18 protein-coding genes are annotated in these 20,964 nt (G+C 58.1%); 10 read left to right on the plus strand and 8 right to left on the minus strand.

Going from position 1 to position 20,964, the window contains the following annotated elements:
- Positions 1-23: 23 nt before the first annotated feature.
- Positions 24-848 (minus strand): LysR family transcriptional regulator, encoded by an 825-nt coding sequence (locus ACTG1P_RS10560; RefSeq protein WP_440001214.1) that lies wholly within the window; start codon positions 846-848, stop codon positions 24-26.
- A 130-nt stretch (positions 849-978) separates the two neighbouring features.
- On the opposite strand from ACTG1P_RS10560, the gene ACTG1P_RS10565 reads away from it, so the two are divergent.
- The 9 genes from ACTG1P_RS10565 (at position 979) to ACTG1P_RS10605 (ending at position 10,593) form a co-directional block, all read left to right on the plus strand.
- Positions 979-1,245 carry an NAD(P)-binding domain-containing protein gene (locus ACTG1P_RS10565; RefSeq protein ID WP_440001215.1) on the plus strand — a complete coding sequence of 89 codons (267 nt, stop codon included), beginning with the start codon at positions 979-981 and terminating at the stop codon, positions 1,243-1,245.
- Positions 1,242-1,994, plus strand: coding sequence for an SDR family NAD(P)-dependent oxidoreductase (locus ACTG1P_RS10570; RefSeq protein ID WP_440001216.1), 753 nt, complete (start codon positions 1,242-1,244; stop codon positions 1,992-1,994). The genes ACTG1P_RS10565 and ACTG1P_RS10570 overlap by 4 nt, the downstream gene beginning before the upstream one ends.
- A 280-nt stretch (positions 1,995-2,274) precedes the next feature.
- A complete protein-coding gene (gene atcJ, locus ACTG1P_RS10575) occupies positions 2,275-2,559 on the plus strand; it encodes a cold adaptation protein ActJcold adaptation protein ActJ (RefSeq protein WP_005343121.1) in 285 nt (94 codons plus the stop codon).
- Between the two features lie 23 nt (positions 2,560-2,582).
- Entirely contained in the window at positions 2,583-3,125 is a 543-nt protein-coding gene (atcA, locus tag ACTG1P_RS10580; RefSeq protein ID WP_440001217.1) for a cold adaptation protein AtcA, read from the plus strand.
- A 12-nt stretch (positions 3,126-3,137) separates the two neighbouring features.
- Positions 3,138-3,905, plus strand: coding sequence for a cold adaptation protein AtcB (gene atcB, locus ACTG1P_RS10585; RefSeq protein ID WP_005335887.1), 768 nt, complete (start codon positions 3,138-3,140; stop codon positions 3,903-3,905).
- A gap of 11 nt (positions 3,906-3,916) precedes the next feature.
- Positions 3,917-4,819, plus strand: coding sequence for a cold adaptation protein AtcC (gene atcC / locus ACTG1P_RS10590; protein ID WP_440001218.1), 903 nt, complete (start codon positions 3,917-3,919; stop codon positions 4,817-4,819).
- A gap of 525 nt (positions 4,820-5,344) precedes the next feature.
- Positions 5,345-6,832 carry a peptide MFS transporter gene (locus ACTG1P_RS10595; protein ID WP_440001219.1) on the plus strand — a complete coding sequence of 496 codons (1,488 nt, stop codon included), beginning with the start codon at positions 5,345-5,347 and terminating at the stop codon, positions 6,830-6,832.
- Between the two features lie 312 nt (positions 6,833-7,144).
- Complete coding sequence (locus tag ACTG1P_RS10600; protein ID WP_440001220.1) at positions 7,145-7,942, plus strand: CPBP family intramembrane glutamic endopeptidase; 798 nt, start codon at positions 7,145-7,147, stop codon at positions 7,940-7,942.
- Between the two features lie 884 nt (positions 7,943-8,826).
- Positions 8,827-10,593: an ATP-dependent nuclease gene (locus ACTG1P_RS10605; RefSeq protein WP_440001221.1), complete on the plus strand. Its 1,767-nt coding sequence runs from the start codon at positions 8,827-8,829 to the stop codon at positions 10,591-10,593.
- A gap of 82 nt (positions 10,594-10,675) precedes the next feature.
- Here ACTG1P_RS10605 and parC read toward each other — a convergent pair whose 3' ends face one another.
- The 6 genes from parC to nudF all read right to left on the minus strand — a co-directional run bounded on the left by parC (position 10,676) and on the right by nudF (position 17,603).
- Complete coding sequence (gene parC, locus ACTG1P_RS10610) at positions 10,676-12,970, minus strand: DNA topoisomerase IV subunit A (protein WP_440001222.1); 2,295 nt, start codon at positions 12,968-12,970, stop codon at positions 10,676-10,678.
- 71 nt (positions 12,971-13,041) lie between these two features.
- Entirely contained in the window at positions 13,042-14,937 is a 1,896-nt protein-coding gene (gene parE, locus ACTG1P_RS10615; protein ID WP_440001223.1) for a DNA topoisomerase IV subunit B, read from the minus strand.
- Positions 14,938-15,069: 132 nt separating this feature from the next.
- Complete coding sequence (locus tag ACTG1P_RS10620) at positions 15,070-15,657, minus strand: YqiA/YcfP family alpha/beta fold hydrolase (RefSeq protein ID WP_440001224.1); 588 nt, start codon at positions 15,655-15,657, stop codon at positions 15,070-15,072.
- 12 nt (positions 15,658-15,669) lie between these two features.
- On the minus strand, positions 15,670-16,488 hold the full coding sequence (gene cpdA, locus ACTG1P_RS10625) for a 3',5'-cyclic-AMP phosphodiesterase (protein WP_440001225.1): 819 nt from the start codon (positions 16,486-16,488) through the stop codon (positions 15,670-15,672).
- 22 nt (positions 16,489-16,510) lie between these two features.
- The gene (locus ACTG1P_RS10630; RefSeq protein WP_234917839.1) at positions 16,511-16,999 is read right to left on the minus strand and encodes a DUF1249 domain-containing protein; all 489 of its coding nucleotides are present in this window, start codon (positions 16,997-16,999) and stop codon (positions 16,511-16,513) included.
- The gene (gene nudF / locus ACTG1P_RS10635; RefSeq protein WP_440001226.1) at positions 16,962-17,603 is read right to left on the minus strand and encodes an ADP-ribose diphosphatase; all 642 of its coding nucleotides are present in this window, start codon (positions 17,601-17,603) and stop codon (positions 16,962-16,964) included. The genes ACTG1P_RS10630 and nudF overlap by 38 nt, the downstream gene beginning before the upstream one ends.
- A gap of 305 nt (positions 17,604-17,908) precedes the next feature.
- On the opposite strand from nudF, the gene tolC reads away from it, so the two are divergent.
- Complete coding sequence (gene tolC / locus ACTG1P_RS10640; protein ID WP_021231688.1) at positions 17,909-19,228, plus strand: outer membrane channel protein TolC; 1,320 nt, start codon at positions 17,909-17,911, stop codon at positions 19,226-19,228.
- Between the two features lie 116 nt (positions 19,229-19,344).
- On the opposite strand, the gene hldE is transcribed toward tolC, so the two are convergent.
- Entirely contained in the window at positions 19,345-20,772 is a 1,428-nt protein-coding gene (hldE, locus tag ACTG1P_RS10645; protein ID WP_440001227.1) for a bifunctional D-glycero-beta-D-manno-heptose-7-phosphate kinase/D-glycero-beta-D-manno-heptose 1-phosphate adenylyltransferase HldE, read from the minus strand.
- Positions 20,773-20,964 lie beyond the last annotated feature (192 nt).

Here is a 20,964-nt window from a genome sequence, read left to right on the forward strand (position 1 = left end):
GATGGCCCTTTTTTATTCCGACATCAGGCGGGGAGCTGCATCCCGCGTACCTGCTCCAGCAAGGCAGTCACCGCTATCGAGCGCAACGCATCGGGGGCGTAGCAGAGCCCCACCCGCCGCTTGAAGGAAGAGGCCGCCAGCTCGACGACCGCACAACCGGGCGGACAAAGCGAACGGGGCAACCAGGCGATCCCCGCCCCGGCGGCCACCATAGTCGCCGCCAGTCGCAGCGACCCCGCCCGCCGTGGATAGAGCGGCGCCTGATTGCCGAGAATGGCGATCAGCCGCAGGTGGGAGTCGTGGCGCGGACAGGTGACCCAGGGCTCGTCCGCCAACGCTGCCGGGGTGAGCGCCCCCTTGCCTGCCAGCGGGTGATCCGGCGGTAGCACCAGCACGAACTCCTCCTCCAGCAGGGGGATAAAGAGCTCGTCACCACAGCGCAGGGATTCACAGCCCAGCCGCACATCGCCACAGCAGCCTTCTTCCAGAGTCAGCAGGATCTCCTCGTGAGCAAGCGCCCCTTGCACCAGCGCCCCCACCACGCCATCACCCAGATCCGCCTCAATCCCCACCGTCAGCTCAAGACAGGGGGAGGTTTCACGAAACTCGCGGGCGAGGGAGTCGGTGTCGGCGATCAGCCGCTTGGCGCGGGGATAGAGCCGGTGCGCCGCTTCGGTCCCCTCCACCCCGCGCGCCTGCCGCACAAACAGGGTCACCCCCAGCTCATCCTCCAGCGTCTTGATGGTGGTGGAGAGGGTGGGTTGGGTAATGAAGAGGCGGGTGGCGGCCGCCGTGATGTTGCGCTCCTCGAAGACAGCCACAAACGCACGCAGGGTTCGCACATCCATAGAATTCACCTATACCAGACAGTCATAAAAGCCATTTTTCACGGCGACACGGGGCAAATATAGTGGCTTACCTGCCACAAGGCATCCCAATTTTCTATATCAGCGTCTATCAACACAGCCAGGAGCCATCATGCGCCAGCTCTCTGTCATCGGCCTCGGGGCCATGGGCTCCGCCCTCGCCACCACCTTGCTCAAGGCGGGCCATCCGGTCACCGTCTGGAATCGCAGCGCCGCCATCAGCCGCCTCGCAGGTCACGCCACTGATGCCGGGATCGACAACCGCTTCCCGCGCTTTGCCACCGATCTGTTTGAGGAAGGGGTGGCGCAAGGGTTTGGCCAGCAGGAGGTGTCGGCCCTCATCAAGGTGCTGCGGGCGCGCAATGGAGCGGCACAATGAACGAGCAGACCAACCAGCCCCAAATTGCACTGATCACCGGCGCCGCTGGCGGGATTGGCCGCCAGCTCTGCATCGGGCTGGCCGAGGCGGGTTATCGGGTGATCGCCACCGATCTGGCTCCTCACGCTTTTGACCATCCCGAGATCCACTTTCATCCGCTCGATCTGCGGGACGAGCAGGCCATCGTACGGCTCTTCGCCGAGGTGCGCGCGCAGCATGGCGGCATCCATCTGCTGATTAACAATGGCGCCATCAGCAAGTTCCACACCCGCTTCGAGGAGCTGAGCGCAGCCCAGTTCGATCAGGTGATGACGGTCAATGTGCGCGGCGCCATGCTCTGCGCCCGCGCCTTTGTGCAGGCCAACCGCGGGTTGCCCTATGGCCGCATCATCAATATCGCCTCCACCCGCTGGCAGCAGAACGAACCGGGTTGGGATGCCTATGGCGCCTCCAAGGGGGCGCTGGTCGCTCTCACCCAGTCCCTCGCCAACTCGCTGGCCGACTACCCCGTCACGGTCAATGCCATCAGTCCGGGCTGGATCCAGGCGGAGGATTACCACACCCTGACCGAGGCGGATCATCGCCAGCACCCGAGTGGCCGGGTCGGTCGCCCCGACGACATCACCCGCGCCTGCCTCTTTCTGGCGGATCCTCGCAACGACTTTATCAACGGCGCCAATCTGGTGGTCGATGGCGGGATGAGTAAGAAGATGATCTACCACACCTCCGCCTCCTTCTGGGAGGAGTAACCCCTGCGGCGGCAGCCTCGCCCCGGCCTGCCGCCCGCCCCTTTCCTGCCCGTTTTTTCATCGCTTTTGCCCCGCCGCCCTTGCACTGGCCAGACCGACTGGCAACAATAGGCACTCAACTGACCCCTCTTCATTTCGCCCGTTAATTGATCGCCCAACTCATCGCGTTGGCGGGCTGTTTCCGTTAAAATGACGGGTTTTTGCCGTGCCTGGTTTGCCAATCCCCACCATCAGGCACTCGCAGCGTGAATCCTATGATGCCAGTGATGCAGGATCTGCCATGAACAACTACTTTCGGGTGCTGGGCGTCAAGTCCAACGCCAGCGAAAACGACATCAAGAAAGCCTATCGTCGGCTGTCGAACCAGTACCACCCCGACAAGCTGCACGGGGCCAGTGAAGAAGAGAAAGAGCAGGCAGCCATCAAGCTGCACCAGGTAAAGCAGGCCTATGAAGTGCTGTCCGATCCGAAACAGCGGGCCGCCTTTATCAAGGATTTCAACAACGTCATCGTGACCGACCCCGCCTCCGCCATGCAGGAGATGTGGGATCAGTTCTACCCCTGAAACAGCAGGCAGAAAGAGCAACTATGCAAAAGAGATGGGACCAGGCGCGGCTCAAGTCGCTGCAAAGCGATGCCAGCGAAAACATCGAATCCTACCGGGATCAGGACGACCCCAAGGGGCTGGAACAGTTCACCGACCAGATGAAGAGCCTGCTGCTGGCCGATATGAGCATGCTGGAGTTTATGCCCGAGTATCTGCCGCTGGCCCTCTATGGCCGGGTGCAGTTCCCGGCCAAGGCCAAGTCGCAGTGGAACAAGTGGCTCACCTGCGGCGAGCAGCCGGGCTGGGACGAGTTCAAGGTGAGCGTCGGCTTCAACAACGCCGCCCTGCCGCTGGTCAAGGCTGTGCGGGCCCAGAGCGAAGATCAGCTGATGGAAGCCTGCGCCGTGCTGTTCCTGCTCGACAACCCGCTGCCGCGCGGCAGCCACCGCGGTGATGACGACTATGAGCTGCGCGACGAAGAAGAGGAAGACGGGGAAGATGCCGACGCCGACTACCATGGTGGCAGTGACCGCTATGGTGATGACGACGGCGATCAGGATATGTACGACGAAGTCCGTTTCTAATTGGGGCAAGGCATGAGCAACAGTCTGATAGAAATTACCGCCATCGAGATCAAAGAGCTGGCCGTTATCGAGCCGAAGCAGGCCAGCGAGAAGTTCGAGCTGATCGCCAAGACCATGTCTGACGACCAGCTGGCAGAAGTGATTGAAAACATTGATATCGTTACCCTGACCCAGATTAACGGCCAGCACGATATCTCCTTCCCCTCCATCATCTCCGAGCTGATGACCCCGGAGCGGATCCGCGACATCGTCTGCCAGCAGCCGCTCTATTGGGAAGAGGCGATCAAGAACAACGCCGACGAGCTGCAACAGCACACCTTCGACTTCCTCAACTACCTGATCCGCACCCAGGATAGCGAAGCCAAGCAGCGCGAGATCCTCGAGTGCGTGGCCGAAGATCCGGCCGGTCTCTTCTACCTCGCCATCCCCTTTATCGAGTTCTATCGCGGCGATCGCTATGAAGAGGACGAAGGCTATCGCGACGTGCTGCACGCCGAAGAGGAAGATCTCGAAGAGTCCCTGCGCTACAGCGAGCGCCAGCAGAGCGAGGATGTCCACGACTACGCGCTGGATGACCCGAGAAGCCTCCTGATGCTCATTCGCGAGCTGGCCCCCGAGGTGGAGAAAGCCATCAAGGCGCTGCTGCGCAACGAGCACTCCACTTGGGACGGCATCATCAACAAGTTTGCCGCCGAGCTGGTGATGCAGGCCAAAGAGAAGAACAAGGTCGAGGAAGACGAGTACGGCGACGTCGACGACATGTTCAGCTTTCTGGATTAAGGAGCCCATTCATGCAGTTAGTCATTCGCGATGCCAACCAGGGCCCCTTTCTGACCCAGGTGCTGCGCTTTGGCCGCGACAACGAACTCTTGAGTCAGCAGCAGCTGGCCGCCATCAAGGGCAAGGCGGTGCTGATGAGCCTCAAATTCGCCGACAAGTACTACAACAAGTACAAGATGCACCTGCTGGAGCAGGCCGCCCACGACGTCATCGGCGTGGTGAGCCTCGGCCTGCAGGAGCTCTCGGCACGTGATCCGGCCAAGGCGCTGGCGCTGCTGCAGGCGCCGGAAGGCCCCATCAAGCCGTTCCAGAAGGGCTGGTCGATGCTCATTACCGTCAGCCCCAAGCAGGCTGGCAACAGCCTCTACGGTGACGTGGATGCCCGCCTGCTGGACAAGATCTCGAGCCCGCCCGATGTGGAGGAGTGGCAAGGGTGGCAGGAGTACGAGAAGGCGCTGACCGAGCACAACAAGAGCCGCCTGATGGAGCTCATCGACCAGCACTTCTTCGCCTGCGAGAGCGACCACCCCACCATGGAGGACAAGCTGGCCGAAGCGCTGCTCTACCGCATCCTCTGTGGCAAGGGTAGTGGCGCCGCCCCGCTCAAGGTGAAGCAGGATCTCAAGCGCAAACTGGCGCGGGAGATTGAGCTCGACGAGAGCTGGTATGACACCGACTACCTCGCCGCCCAGCTCGCCCTGATGCTGAACGCGCTGCCTGCCGACATGGCCGCCGCCCTGCGTCAGGAGCTGAGCACGGGCTTTGTGCCCAACCTGCTGCACACCCTCGGCTTTGTGCGCCAGTACCAGCTGCTGCAAAAAGAGAACGCCTCGCCGGAGAAGCTCGACAACATGGAGATGCGCGCCGGTCTCAAGCACCCGCTGCTCGGCTGGCCGCTCTACCACGACTTCTAAGGCCGCTTTCGCCGCCCATCAGTCGCACCACAACGCCCGGCCTGCCGGGCGTTGTTCTATCCTCCCCTCACCCTCTCGACAGCAAAGAGAGAACACACGCAAGTCACCCTGAGGCTGCCCCCTCTCTTCCCGATATTTATTCACCCAATGCCCAGGGATGAATAAACAACCTGCGATACAACAACTTGGCGACAGCTGCGTTTCGGGACAAAAAAGCGGGACGCGGATCCCGCTACAGGGCCATAATCGGCACCAAATAGCCGACTGGATCACATCAACCGTGCCACAACCGCGTGGTAAGTCGAGCTAAAACCACGGCTCAATCACGCATAAAAAGGCGGAATAGATCAATAAAAAGCAATTAATCGCGCCGGATTAAATTTCAGGTATGGCTATTTGCACCGCTTGGCCGCTAAATGACAGACCGGCCTTCAGACCAGCATGGAAGCGCACAAGGCTAGCCGGCAGCAGACCGGTACGCTCTCAGGACGAGTAATGACTTTCTTCTCTCACAGGAGACAGACCGTGAGCGCTTCGAATCAACACCCCACCATTCCCCCCGGCTCCGGGGCGCTGTTCTTTATCCAGACCTTCTCGACCCTGGGGTTTGCCGTGCTCTACTCCACGCTGGTGCTCTACGCCACCAAGCGGCTCGGCTTTAGCGAATCCCAGGCCAACGCCATGATGGGGGTCTTCGGGGCCTTCAACTATGGCCTGCACCTGTTTGGCGGTTATCTCGGCGGGCGCTACCTCAGCAACCGCAACCTGTTCGTGATGGGGATGGTGCTGCAGGTGATCGGCTGCTACTTCATCGCCGAGATGGGGATCACCGGCCTCTACTGGGGGCTTGCCATGTTCCTCACCGGCAGCGGCCTCAACGTCACCTGCCTCAACATGATGCTGACCCAGCGCTTCACCCCGGATGATCACCGCCGCGAGAGCGCCTTCCTGTGGAACTACGCCGGGATGAATCTGGGCTTCTTTATCGGCTTCACGGTGGCGGGCTACTTCCAGCTCACCGAGGATTACCGCACCCTGTTCCTGTTTGCGACGCTGGGCAACATCATCGCCATCATCGCCACCTTCGCCTGCTGGCCCATTCTGGCGGATATCAGCACCCCGCTGCGCCATATCAAGGGGCGCCGTTTCTATCTGCGAATGCTCGGTGGCCTCGCCATTCTGGCCATGCTGGTGCCCGCCCTGCGCCTGCTGCTGACCCACGCCAGCTTCAGCGGCAGCTTTGTGCTGATCCTGGGGGCCGTGGTGCTGGTACTGCTCTGCGTGATGACCGCCCGCCACCCGGACGCCGCCGAGCGCAGTCGCATGGTGGCCTACCTGATCCTCGCCCTCGGCTCACTCATCTTCTGGTCGCTCTACCAGCTGGCGCCCATGGGACTGATGCTCTTCTCCGAGCATAACATCAACCTCAACGTGTTCGGGCTGCGGGTCGCCCCCCAGTGGATCCAGAACATCAACACCATTGTCATCGTCATCGGTGGCCCCCTGATGGCGCTGCTGTTCAAGCGACTGCGCGAACAGGGGTGGAATATCGACATCCCCTCCCAGTTTGCCGCCTCCCTGTTCTGCATGGGGCTCGGCATGCTGGTGCTGCCGATCGGCATCAATCTGGCGGGGGCCGACGGGCTGGTCGCCTTCAAGTGGATCGCCATCAGCTATGTGCTGCAAAGCTTTGGCGAGCTGCTTATCTCCCCCATCGGTTACGCCATGATTGGCAAGCTGGCCCCCGCCAGCCTGCAAGGCTTGATGATGGGCTGCTGGATGATGGTGACCGGCGTTGCCTCGGTGCTGGCGGGCTATGTCTCCGGCGCCATGCCGCAAAATATCGGCAGCACCCCGGTTGCCACCAACCCGGGCTACAGCTCGGTGTTCAATATGCTGGGCTGGGGCTCGCTGGCGGGCGGCGTGGTGTTGCTCCTGCTGGTGCCCCGCCTGCGCCAGTTGATCGCCTCCAAGATCACCCCGCCACCGGCGGCAACCGCCATTCCTGTCTGATCGGGCTCGGGGGCCAGCCATTTGCCAGCGCGAACGGTTGAATCAGCGGCACTGCTGTTAATGCAAGGGGCCCCGCCATCATGGATGGCGGGGCCCTCTCTTTTGACGGGATGGATGGCTTTTTCAGGCGGGCAGAGTGGCGCCCATGATGATTTTTGCATCAAATCGGCCAATCCATTTTTGGCTGTCGCATCAATGAAACAATCCAGTATCTGGGACAAGCGGCGCAACCCATGGCCGCGGCAACCTCGCGGGGCACAACCTTGGTGTACGATTGTCTGCACCACACCCGAATACATATCGAGATACACCATGAGTGAAGATCAATCTGCCGCCATGCCGGTATTGAAGGACAAGGATTGCTATGGTTTCGAGCGTAAAAATGCCGGGGATTTTCCCTTTTATCGCGAGGGGCCCCATGCATTATCTGCCCGCCACTGGGTAGTGCTCCTGCTGGGTGCGGCGCTGGGTTTCTCGATGCTGACGGTGCCGATCGCATTTTTTAAAACCACCATGGGCGGCTTTGTTCCCGCCATCCTGTTTCCACTAATCCCGCTGGCCGTGCTCGCCATCATGGTGGGTAAAGGGTGGCGCGCCCTTTTTCGCACGCCGACATGGCGGGATGTTCTGTTGATGGTCGCCATTGCTGGCGCCAATATTCTGGTCTCCTTTACCGTGGCATTGTTGCTGCAGCTTGTTTTCAAGATGAATGCAAACCCGGCCAACGCCCTGCTGGCAGAGGCCTCCGATACGGCACTCATCCTCTTTTATTTAAAAACGGCGCCGCAGCTGTTCGGTGAGGAGGTGGTCTCCATATTGCCGTTTCTGGCTGTGCTCTGGTTTTGTCACCAAAGACTCGCCATGACGCGCAGGCGTGCCATTATCACCGCCTGGCTCTGTACTGCGCTTATCTTCGGAGCGTTGCATCTGCCCACTTATGAGTGGAATTTCGTGCAATGTTTTCTGGTTATCGGAACGGCCCGCATTGTGCTGCTCAGTGGCTACATCATTACCAAAAATATTTGGGTATCAACCGGCGCGCACATTATCAATGACTGGCTGCTATTTACCATCATGGCGGCATTTCTGGGGAGTCAGGCTGCCGGATAGCGGCAATTCATGCAATCCATTGCACCAGCAACCTCGCGGATTCAATAGCGGTGCAATTTCATTGCACCCTACGGTTACCTCCCCTCACCCTGACCCTCTCCCAAGGGGAGAGGGAACCAGTGCCTGCCAACCTGTAGCCATAGCTGTCACGCATTCCCAAAATGCTGCGGTCTGGGCTCCCTTCTCCCCTTGCGGGAGAAGGGTCGGGGATGAGGGGAGCAAACCATCGACAAGCAGCAGAACGTTAAAGAAAACAGAGAGAAGTAGGGTCGATTAGCGAAGCGTAATCGTCCGCACCGCAATCCCGGTGGCTATGAACATAGAGAAGAGATCGGCTGGAGCACCAGCAGAATTACGGCAACCGCTTTTCGCGATCGTCTGATTAGGCTTCGCTAATCAGACCTACGGGCTTCCCCTCACCCTGACCCTCTCCCAAGGGGAGAGGGGATCAGCGTCTACCAACCTGTAGTCGTAGCTGTCACGCATTCCAAAATTGCTGCGGTCTGGGCTCCCTTCTCCCCTTGCGGGAGAAGGGTCGGGGATGAGGGGAGCAAACCATCGACAAGCAGCAGAACGTTAAAGAAAACAGAGAGAAGTAGGGTCGATTAGCGAAGCGTAATCGTCCGCACCGCAATTCCGGTGGCTATGGACATAGAGAAGAGATCAGCTGGAACACCGGCAGAATTACGGCAACCGGTTTTCGCGATCGTCTGATTACGTTTCGCTAATCAGACCTACGACCAGATTACGTGACAACCATCACGACAATAACCCCTCCCATTTTATAACCTGTTGATTAAATAAAAATTAGTTTTTTATAGTGGAGTTATATTTGAACCAAGTCAAAATCATTGAACTCAGCCTATTTAGCATCGGAGTTGAAATTGAATAAAGTTAAAATAAGCTCAATTAAATTCACTAATTTTAAAGCTCTTAGGGATTACTCAGTAAGCTTAAGTGACACAAATATTCTAGTAGGCCCCAATAATGCGGGCAAATCCACAATTATTAGTGCATTCAGAATCCTAGATGTTGCATTAAGAAAAGCGAGAAGACTTAATGCGGAAAGAGTCCCATTCTTCGATGGTCGAACAGGCTTCGGCCATAGAGTGCCGGAGCAATCCATTAGCCTATCTCTGGAAAATGTTGCTACCGATTATAATGAAGAAGATAGTAAAATTGAATTTAGGCTAACAAACAAAAACAAATTATTTCTATTCTTCCCTAATGAAGGTGGATGTATTCTATATTGGGAAAATGAAGGTACGATAGTAAATACAACAACAAAATTCAAAAAGGCCTTCCCAATTAACATACAAGTAGTTCCAGTCTTGGGGCCTCTTGAACACCAAGAAATGTATGTCAACGAGGATACAGTTAAAAATTCATTAAATACCCACCGAGCATGTAGACACTTTAGAAACTACTGGCATTATTTTAGTGACGACTGGTTATCATTCTCAGAAATGATATCATCAACATGGCCTGGGATGAAGATAACTAAGCCAGAGTTAGATATTCAAAATAAAAAACTAAGTATGTTTGTATCGGAAAACAGAATTGATAGAGAAATATATTGGGCTGGATTTGGATTTCAAATCTGGTGCCAATTACTAACTCATTTATCTAGAGCGAATGATGCTAATATCGTTGTTATCGATGAGCCTGAAATATATTTACATCCAGATATCCAACGCCAATTGCTTAACATCCTAAGAGATATTGATGCCGATGTATTATTAGCAACACATTCAGTAGAAATTATTGGTGAGGCAGACCCATCAGAGATACTCTTAGTAGAGAAAGGAACTCACTCAGCCAAAAGACTCAAAGACATAGAAGAGATTCAGGTTGCAATAAAATCTCTAGGCTCTACACAGAACGTTACATTAACTCACTTAGCTAGAACAAAGAAGATACTTTTTGTTGAGGGATTCAGTGACTATAAAATAATTAGAAGATTTGCAAAGAATCTAGGATTCAATGATCTCTCTTCAGGTAATGACTTGACTGCATTTGAATCAGGTGGTTTTTCATCATGGGAAAAAATAAAAGCCTTTGCATGGGGAATGAAAAGCACTATCGATGCAAACATAAAGCTTTTTGCGATCTATGATAGCGATTATTATTGCAAAGAGGAAATCCATGAAATATCGAAAGACTTGAGAAGTGAACTGGCATTTGCGCACATTCATAAGCGAAAAGAAATTGAAAATTATTTGCTCATAATTCCAGTTTTAGAGCGAGTCCTTGCCAATCAGGTTGAAAATAGGAGCAAAAGGTCTGGCAATATAATCAACATTGATAAAGGTATTGTGGATTTCCTAGAGGAAATATCAAACCAACTGAAACATGAAACTCAAGCTCAGTATATTTCAAAAAAGATTTCTTTTTATAAGAAAAGCAATCTTGACACAAGCACCATTAGCTTGGATGCAATTAAAAACTTTGAGTCTCTATGGAGCGACATTAATTCAAGAATGGAAATCATTCCAGGAAAATTAACTCTAAGGATGCTTAGAGATGCAATTCAAGAGAGATATAAGGTGAACCTTACAGATGTTCAAATAATAGATGCATTCAATAAAAATGAAGTGCCAACTGACTTGCTCGAACTAATATACCAGCTTGACCAATTTAGAACTAATTGACGTGTGATATATATCATTTATGACTAGGCACATGTACTTTTTTAATAAAATAGAAGGGCGCTTTCGCGCCCTTCTATATTAATTACCCTTCCTGATTTTCCCCAGCAGCTGGTTCGGCGCCAGCGGCGGGTTCAATCTCGATGCGATCCACCCGCTGCAAACCGCGGGGCAGTTTGGCGCCACGGCGGCCGCGCTCGCCGCGGTAGTAGTCGAGATCGGACGGTTTCAGGGTCAGCTTGCGCTTGCCGGCAAACAGGGTGACCGACTGGCCCTGCGGGATCACGGCAGCCATCACCACAAACTCTTCCCGCGCCTTCACGCGCGCCGACGGAATGCTGATGAGCTTGTTACCCTTGCCCTTGCCGAGTACCGGCAGGGTGTTGAGCGGGAACAGCAGCATGCGCCCCTCGTTGGAGATGGCCATGCAGAGATCGGTCTCTGGCGAGCCAATCTTCTGGGGCGCCATCACCTGACCCCCTTCCGGCACGGTGAGCAGCGCCTTGCCGTTCTTGTTCTTGCCGATCAGATCGTCATAGGTACAGACAAAGCCGTAACCGGCATCGGAGCAGATGAGATACGGCTCCCCCTCGTTGCCCATCACCAGATGGCGCACCTCTTCCCCGGCCCCCAGCGCAAAGCGGCCGGTGAGCGGTTCACCCTGACTGCGCGCGGATGGCAGGGTGTGGGATTCGAGGGCGTAGGTTCGGCCCAGCGTGGAGAGGAACACCGCCTGCTGGTTGCTGCGGCCACAGGCGTGGGCCAGATAGCTGTCCCCCGCCTTGTAGGAGAGCCCCTCGACATCCACGTCGTGGCCCTTGGCGGCACGCACCCACCCCTTGTCGGAGAGGATGACGGTGACCGGCTCGCTCGGCACCAGCTCTTTCTCGGTCAGCGCCACGGCGGTGGCACGCTCCACCAGCGGGGTGCGGCGATCGTCGCCGTACTTCTCGGCATCGGCCAGCAGCTCTTTCTTGAGCAGGGTGTTGAGGCGACGCTCGGAGCCCAGGATCAGCTCCAGCTTGTCGCGCTCTTCGGCCAGTTCGTTCTGTTCGGCGCGCAGCTTGAACTCTTCGAGCTTGGCCAGATGGCGCAGTTTAAGCTCGAGGATCGCTTCGGCCTGGGTCTCGGTAATGTTGAAGCGCTCCACCATCACCTTGCCCGGCTCATCCTCGGTGCGGATGATCTCGATCACTTCGTCGATGTTGAGGTAGGCGATCAGCAAGCCTTCGAGGATGTGCAGGCGAGCCAGCACCTTGTCGAGGCGGAATTGCAGACGGCGACGCACGGTCTCGCGACGGAACTGGATCCACTCGCTGAGGATGGTCTTGAGGCACTTCACCTGCGGCCGGTTGTCGAGGCCGAGGATGTTGAGGTTGACCCGGTAGTTCTTCTCCAGATCCGTGGTGGCGAACAGGTGGGCCATCAGCCCCTCTACATCCACCCGGTTGGAGCGCGGCACGATCACCAGACGGGTCGGGTTCTCGTGGTCCGATTCATCGCGCAGATCGGTGACCATCGGCAGCTTTTTCGCCACCATCTGGGCGGCGATCTGCTCCATGATCTTGGCGCCGGAGGCCTGATGGGGCAGCGCGGTGATGACAATGTCGCCATCCTCCTCGCTCCAGACCGCCCGCTGCTTGATGGAGCCCTTGCCGGTCTCGTAGATTTTGCGAATATCGCCCTGCGGGGTGATGATCTCGGCGTTGGTCGGGTAGTCCGGCCCCTGAATGTGCTGCATCAACACATCGAGCCCCGCATTGGGGTTGTCGAGCAGCTCGGCACAGGCGTAGGCCACTTCCCGCGCGTTGTGGGGCGGGATGTCGGTCGCCATGCCCACCGCAATACCGGTCACCCCGTTGAGCAGGATGTGCGGCAGGCGGGCAGGCAGCACCACCGGCTCCTTCATGGTGCCGTCAAAGTTCGGCGTCCACTCCACCGTGCCCTGTCCCAGCTCGGAGAGCAGCAGCTCGGAGAAGCGTGACAGGCGAGCTTCGGTATAACGCATGGCCGCGAAGGATTTGGGATCGTCCGGCGCACCCCAGTTGCCCTGACCGTCCACCAGCGGGTAGCGGTAGGAGAAGGGCTGGGCCATCAGCACCATGGCTTCATAACAGGCGATGTCGCCGTGGGGGTGGTACTTACCCAACACGTCACCCACGGTACGGGCGGACTTCTTGTGCTTGGACAGCGCCGATAGACCCAGCTCGCTCATGGCGTAGATGATGCGCCGCTGCACCGGTTTGAGGCCATCGCCAATATGCGGCAAGGCCCGATCCATGATGACGTACATGGAGTAGTTCAAGTAAGCCTGTTCGGTAAAGGTGCGCATTGGCTGGCGCTCTACCCCGTCCAGACTGAGCTCGATAGCATCACTCATATGTTTTTCTCTTGCTATGGCGCGCCCCTGGAGGGCACGCCTGAAATGCGGGTCGGCAGGTGACCGACGGCTTAGATGATGGCGAGGTTGCCCTTCTCTTCCAGCCACTCGCGACGATCCGGGGCGCGCTTCTTGGCCAGCAGCATGTCCATCAGCTGCAGGGTCTCATCCCCTTCGGCCTCAGGCCCCATGGTGAGCTGCACCAGACGGCGAGTGTTGGGATCCATGGTGGTTTCCCGCAGCTGTTTCGGGTTCATCTCACCCAGACCCTTGAATCGGGTCACCATCACCTTGCCTTTCTTCTTCTCGGCCTCGACTCGCTGCAGCACACCGTTCTTCTCGTCCTCGTCGAGGGCGTAGTAAACCTCTTTACCGATATCGATCCGGTAGAGGGGCGGCATGGCGACATAGACGTGGCCCTGATTGACCAGCGCGCGGAAGTGCTTCACGAACAGGGCGCAGAGCAGGGTGGCGATGTGCAGACCGTCCGAGTCCGCATCCGCGAGGATGCACACCTTGCCGTAGCGCAGGCCGCTGAGATCCTCGGAGTCGGGGTCGAGCCCGATGGCGACCGAGATGTCGTGCACTTCTTGCGAGGCGAGCACCTGACCGGCCTCCACCTCCCAGGTGTTCAGGATCTTGCCGCGCAGCGGCATGATGGCCTGAAACTCGCGATCCCGCGCCTGCTTGGCGCTGCCGCCCGCAGAGTCACCCTCCACCAGGAACAGCTCCCCCTGCATGGGGTCGGCGCAGTTACAGTCAGTCAACTTGCCGGGCAGCGCCGGGCCTTGGGTAATCTTCTTGCGCACCACCGTCTTGGCGGCGCGAATCCGGCGCTGGGCGCTGGAGATACAAAGCTCGGCGATCTGCTCCGCCAGCTCGGTGTTGCTGTTCAGATAGAGGCTGAATGCATCCTTCACCACGCCGGAAACAAACGCCGAGCTCTGGCGGGAGGAGAGGCGCTCCTTGGTCTGACCGGCGAACTGCGGATCCTGCATCTTGATGGAGAGGATGTAGGCACAGCGATCCCAGATATCTTCCGGGGTCAGCTTGACCCCCCGCGGCAGCAGGTTGCGGAACTCGCAGAACTCGCGCATGGCGTCGAGCAGCCCCTGACGCAGACCGTTGACGTGAGTACCGCCCTGGGCGGTGGGGATCAGGTTCACATAGGATTCGGCGAGGCATTCGCCCCCTTCCGGCAACCAGCAGAGGGCCCAGTCCACGGCGGACTGTTCGGAGCTGAACGAGCCGATAAAGGGCTGCTCCGGCAGGCAGGTGAACTGCTTGACCGCGTCGACCAGATAATCCTTGAGGCCATCTTCGTAGCACCACTCCAGCTTGATGCCGGTGTTCTTGTCGAGGAACTTGATGGTGAGGCCGGGGCAGAGCACGGCCTTGGCTTTGAGCAGGTGCTCCAGCTTGGTTACCGAGAACTTGGGCGAATCGAAGTAGCTCGCCTGCGGCCAGAAGCGCACCCGGGTGCCGGTGTTGCGGCGGCCGCAAGTGCCGGTGATGGTCAGCTCCTGCACCTTCTCGCCGCGCTCGAAGGCGATGTCGTAGACCTGACCGTCGCGACGTACCGTCACCTCGACCCGATCTGAGAGGGCGTTCACCACCGAAATACCCACCCCGTGCAGACCGCCGGAGAACTGGTAGTTCTTGTTGGAGAATTTGCCGCCCGCGTGCAGCTTGCAGAGGATCAGCTCCACCCCGCTGACCCCCTCTTCCGGGTGGATATCGACCGGCATGCCGCGGCCGTCGTCGATCACTTCGAGGGACTGGTCTTCATGCAGGATCACCTCCAGATTGCGGGCGTGACCTGCCAGCGCTTCATCGACGCTGTTGTCGATGACCTCCTGGCCGAGGTGATTGGGCCGGGTGGTGTCGGTATACATGCCGGGGCGGCGACGCACCGGTTCAAGGCCATTGAGGACCTCAATGGCATCCGCATTGTATTGAGTAGACATGGAGGGCCTTGCGAATTGACGTTTGGAGGGAATCTTAACTGCTAGGCGGAGGTAGAACAAACTCCCCGCACCGAAAGCTTGATCTGGAGAAGAACAAGCAGGGCGAGACCGCCCTTATTGACTCAAACCTGACTATAACCCGAGGAAACGGATGATCTGGGCGGGGTAACGCTCGAACGCGACAAAGGCGTGGTTGCCGCCGCACTCCAGCGAGAGGCGGGCAAAGCGGTATTCATCCAGCGCCTTGCGATAGTCGAGCACCTCATCCCCCTGCTGTTGCAGGATCCAGAGTCGCTCCGGCGCCGTCACCGGTACCGCCAGTGCCCGCAGCTCATCCATATGTTCAGGCCGCAGTTCGTACTGCTCACCCGTATAGGGATTGGTCTGGGGGCCGAGGTAGTCACAGAGCAGCTCGTGGGGGCGCACCGCCGGATTGATCAGCGCCGCGCGGCAGCCGTACAGCTCGCTCACCCGAGTCGCCATAAAGCCGCCGAGGGAGCTGCCCACGGCGCCGAGCTTGAATTCACTACCATAACGACCCTGCAGATCTGCGATGGTCTGCTCGATAGCCGCCCAGGCCGCCGCTGGCGTATTGGGCTGGGCCGGAATGATCACCTCGATGTCGGGCCGGTTGACGGCCACCCAGGCAGCCATCTGCCGGGCCTTGGCGGAGCCCGGTGAGGAGTTGAAACCGTGCAGATAAAGGAGAACGGACTTCATGAAATGCTCTCCTCAATAACCGGTGGCGTTGGGGTCGGGCACAAACTGCCCCACCGGCAGGCGCCACACCTCGCTGGCCACCCGCCCATCCGGATAGAGGGTGAGATAGCGCCAGCCCGGGCCGGATTCATCCAGCGCAAAACCATCAGAGAGCGGTTTGAACTGGATGCAGGTCGATGGGCTGGCAATCAGCCGCACCCCGCGGTGCACCTCGTCAAACTCCTGATGGACGTGGCCAAACAGGATGGTCTTCTGCTGCGGATGACGAGCCAGCACGGCAAACAGATCATCGGCATTCTTGAGATTATGCTGATCCAGCCAGGCGCAGCCCACCGGTACCGCCTGATGGTGCAGGGTGATAAGAGCGTGGCGATCAGGATATTGGCGCAGGGCACGGTCGAGGGCGGCCAGCTGGTGATCGCCAATCATGCCGTGGGGTTTGCCGCGCACCTGGGTGTCGAGCAGGATCACCTGCCAGTGGTCGCCCACCAGCTGTTTGGATTCGCTGATCCCGGCGGCATGGAGATATTCGGTCATCAGCGGGCTGTCATCGTGATTGCCCGGCAGCCAGTAGATGGGGCGGCCCAGGGGCGCCATCATGGAGGCGAAACGCTGATAGGATTCCGGGCTGTGATCCTGCGACAGATCGCCGGTCGCCAGAATCACCTCGTAGGTGTGTTCATTGGCCTGCACCTGTTCCAGCACGGCGGCCAGACTCTCTGAGGTGCGCACAGCCAACAGCCGCCCTTCGGCACTCGCGAAGAGGTGGGTGTCGGTAATTTGCAACAGGCGCACACTGCCGTCCTGCGCCTGGGGGAGCTCTGTTTCCAAAATCACGCTTCTTTTTATTTGTTCAACTGGAGATATTGATCGGGCTGGTACCATGTCTGAGACAAAATTTTAGCCATTCGGCCAGAAACAGATTTACCTGCTCCTTTTCGTCCCGCTGGTGCATCTTTTTATTGGGATAATCATAACGTGGTTGCAAACGGGAAATCTGTTGCGCTGCACACACTTCCGCCATCCGCACATCATGATACAAACGAATCTCTATCTGAGCTTGTAAATATTCGGGCAATTCGGGGTTGTGCTGGCTCAGGATCACCTGATTGGTGAAGCGGCTCTCGCCAATGATGGTGAGCTGGAACTGCAGATCGTTGCCGACCCGATAGCGGCGCTCGGCTCCCACCTCCCCATCTGGCGGCAGCAGTTTCATTAATGCCATGTAGTTGACCTCGCAGGTACGCTGCAAGGACATCAGGTCAGGCACATAGCGCCTGCTCTGTTGCAAGGTCAGCGCCACCTCAGCGATCCGCCAGCCAGCGGGCACGCAGCTCGCCATGGTTGAGGGTCAGCCACTGCAGGGCGATGACCGAGGCCGCATTGTCGATGCGTCCCTCTTTGAGCCAGGCATAGGCCTGCTCGCGGCTCACCACGTGCACCCGGATATCCTCGCCCTCATCCGCCAGACCGTGCAGCCCCTCGGCCTTGCTGGCATCCACCTCGCCCACAAAGACCTCGATCCGCTCGGTGCTGCCGCCCGGGCTCACCAGATAGCTGATGGCATGCTCGCAGCGGGCCACCTCGATCCCGGCCTCTTCCACCGCTTCGCGGCGCACCACCGCCTCGGCGGTCTCACCTTCGTCGATAATGCCAGCCACCAGCTCCAGCAGCCAGGGGGTCGGGCTGGTCTCCATGGCGCCGATACGGAACTGCTCCACCAGCACGATCTGGTCGCGCACCGGATCATAGGGCAGCAGCGCGGCAGCATGGCCCCGCTCGAACAGCTCGCGCACGATGGGCTGGTTCCAGCCACCAGCAAATAACCGATGCTGCAAACGATAGACATTCACCTTGAAGAAGCCGTTATATCCAGCTGATTTTTCAATGATTTTCACATCATCGGCGGCGTAATGCCGATCTTGCGGCAAGGGTTGCTGCGACATCCGGGGCTCCCGTCAGCTTGACTTGTATCAGTTTGACCATAAAATCCGAGGAACATGAATGAACGTTCATTCACTCGGCGTACCATGGCAATGAGGGGTGGATTTTAGCAGCCACAGACCATTTGGCTAGGCGCGCGGGGAGAAAACTGCGTCCGGTTCTTGACGTTCCCGTCACCGGACCTGAGACTCTTAGCATTAAATTTTGCTTATAGTAGAGTGATTAAGCTGCAATCAAGCTTGGTCGGTGACAATATTTGCCCTCTCCAGCAACCAGTTTGGGTTACTACATAAGGTTAAAACGATCTATGAAAAGAACACTTTTGTCCGTCATGGTGTTGCTGGGCGTCAGTGCCGGTGCCCATGCCGAAAACCTGCTCGACATCTACCAGCAAGCCCAGATCAAAGACCCGCAGTTGCTGCAGTCCAAAGCCGTTCGCGACCAGGCCTTCGAGAAGATCAACGAATCCCGTGCCCCTCTGCTGCCCCAGATCGATCTGGGTGCCGGGCTCAATTATCTGCAAAACAAGAATGATACCCAGAGCAATACCAACGCCAAGGGCGAGGTGACGCTGTCGCAATCCCTCTATCGTCGCAGTAACTGGGTCAATCTGGATATCAGCGAGAAGCAGGCCACTCAGTCAGATGTCGCCTACAACCTCGAAATCCAGAACCTGATGGTGCGTACCGCCAAAGCCTACTTTGATGTGCTCAAGGCGATGGATACCCTGGAGTTCGTTCGTGCCAACAAGGTTGCGGTAGAGCGTCAGCTGGAGCAAACCCAGCAGCGTTTCGAAGTGGGCCTGACTGCCATCACCGACGTCCATGAAGCCGAGGCCTCCCGTGACCAGGCGCTGGCTGACGAGATCAATGCAGAAAACTCGCTGGACAACAGCTATGAGACCCTGCGCGAGCTGACCGGTATCGATCACCGCAATCTGGACGTGCTGAACACCGATCGTTTCAGCCCGCAGAAGACCGCCTTCGGCTCCGACAAATGGCTGGAGCTGGCGCTGGACAAGAACCTGCAACTGCACAGTGCCCGCATCAGCAAGGACATTGCCAAGGAGCAGATCGATCTGGCCAAAACCGGCCATGAGCCGACTCTGGATCTGGGTGCCGGACTGCAAACCAGCAATACCGATTACAAGCTGGATAGCATGCCGGGCGGCAATGACAATCAGGCCAATATCGGTCTGACCTTCAAGCTGCCCATCTACAGCGGTGGCGCCACCAGCTCCAAGGTGAAACAGGCTCAATACAACTACGTAGCGGCCAGCGAACTGCTGGAGAAGAACTTCCGCTCGGTGCAGAGCACAGTGCGCTCCTCCTACAACAACGTGAACGCCAGCATCGGCTCGGTACGTGCCTACAGCCAGTCTGTGGTCTCCGCCGACAGCGCCCTGAAGGCGACCGAAGCCGGTTACGAAGTGGGTACCCGTACCATCGTCGACGTGCTGGACTCCACTCGCAAGCTGTACGAGGCCAAGCAGAAGCTCTCCGAAGCCCGTTACAACTACATCCTCAATATCCTGAGCCTGAAACAGGCTGCAGGTATTCTGGAAGCGCAGGATCTGGTAGAAGTGAACCAGGGCCTGATGCCCGCCACGGCAAAAGCCAAAGGCTGATAGCCGCTATCGGACATGAAAAAGGCGACCGCAAGGTCGCCTTTTTGTTATCCGTATTTCTGTCGGCTTGCTACCGCCGATAGAGAGCCCCGCCAGATTGCGGGGCCAGTGGCGCGTTAGCCGCGCTCGCGGATCGTCTTGATGATGTCGGTGGTGGAGCAGCCATCCTCGAAGTTGAGAACGCGCACCTCGCCGCCATTGGCGGTCACCTCGGCGTAACCGGCGATATCTTCCGGCTTGTAGTCGCCGCCCTTGACCAACAGATCCGGCAGGATCTCGGCGATCAGGCGCTGCGGCGTATCTTCACCAAACGGCACTACCCAATCCACCGCGCCCAGCGCAGCCAGCACCGCCATGCGGCGCTCGGTCGGGTTGACCGGACGACCCGGCCCTTTCAGACGGCGAACCGACTCGTCGGTGTTAACCGCCACGATCAGGCGATCCCCCAGCTTGCCCGCATTGGCCAGATAGGAGACATGACCGGCGTGCAGGATGTCGAAGCAGCCGTTGGTCATCACCACCTTCTCACCGCGCAGACGGGCAGCACGAACCGCCACTTTCAGCTGGGCTTCGGACATAACGCCGAAGCCGGTCTCCTGCTCGGTATAGAGAGCGTTGGCCAGCTCGACCGGGCTAACGGTAGAGGTGCCCAGCTTGCCGACCACGATACCGGCAGCGGTATTGGCCAGTGCGCAAGCTTCATCCAGGCTCTTGCCTGCCGCCAGCGAGGTGGCCAGGGTAGAGATCACGGTATCACCGGCACCGGTCACATCATAAACCTCGTGGGCCTGAGCTGGCAGATGCAACTCCGGCTGACCTTCGCGGATCAGGGTCATGCCGTTCTCGGAACGAGTGACCAGCAGGGCATCCAGCTCGAAGCGCTTGACCAGCTCCAGCCCCTTGGCGACCAGCTCCTCTTCGCTCTTCACCTTGCCCACCACGGCCTCGAACTCGGACATGTTGGGGGTCAGCAGAGTGGCGCCGCGGTACTTCTCGAAGTCGGTTCCTTTGGGATCGACCAGCACCGGAATACCTGCGGCTCGGGCCCGCTGGATCATGCCTGGCACGTCGTTCAGCGCACCCTTGCCGTAGTCGGAGAGGATCATCACGTCGCTGTTCGGCAACGCCTGCTCGACCTTGCTCATCAGCAGGGTGGCATCGACGGCGTGGAAGGGCTCTTCAAAGTCCAGACGCAGCAGCTGCTGATTGCGGGACAGCACCCGCAGCTTGGTGATGGTCGGGAAGTCGGCCAGACGAACGAAGTCACAGGCCACCTTGACGCCAGCCATCTGACCGGCCAGCGCATCGGCCGCTTCATCCTGACCGGTCAGGCCAAGCAGCACGGCGTGGGCGCCCAGCGCAGCGGAGTTGAGTGCCACGTTGGCAGCACCGCCCGGACGCTCCTCAATGTGTTCAACCTTGACCACGGGCACCGGTGCCTCGGGCGAGATCCGGCCGGTGGGGCCATGCCAATAACGGTCCAACATGACATCGCCAACGACCAGGACGCGGGCTTTTTCAAACTCGGGCAGGGTGATCTTCATCTGTATCGACTCTCAAAACCTGAAAAATCAGCAGACGATTTTATCACACTCTTTTATCCGGTGGAGAAAAAGCCGACCGCCGTTGCCGCCGCTGTCACGCTAACCAGACGCAGGCTACCCCTCTGACCAGCACACTGCCATTCGCCCCCGCCCCCCCTTTTCGGCTAGAATCCCCCGATTGTGTTTGCGAAC

Source organism: Aeromonas sp. 11P (genome assembly GCF_051920165.1).
In the GTDB taxonomy this organism is placed as follows: Bacteria; Pseudomonadota; Gammaproteobacteria; order Enterobacterales; family Aeromonadaceae; genus Aeromonas; species Aeromonas veronii.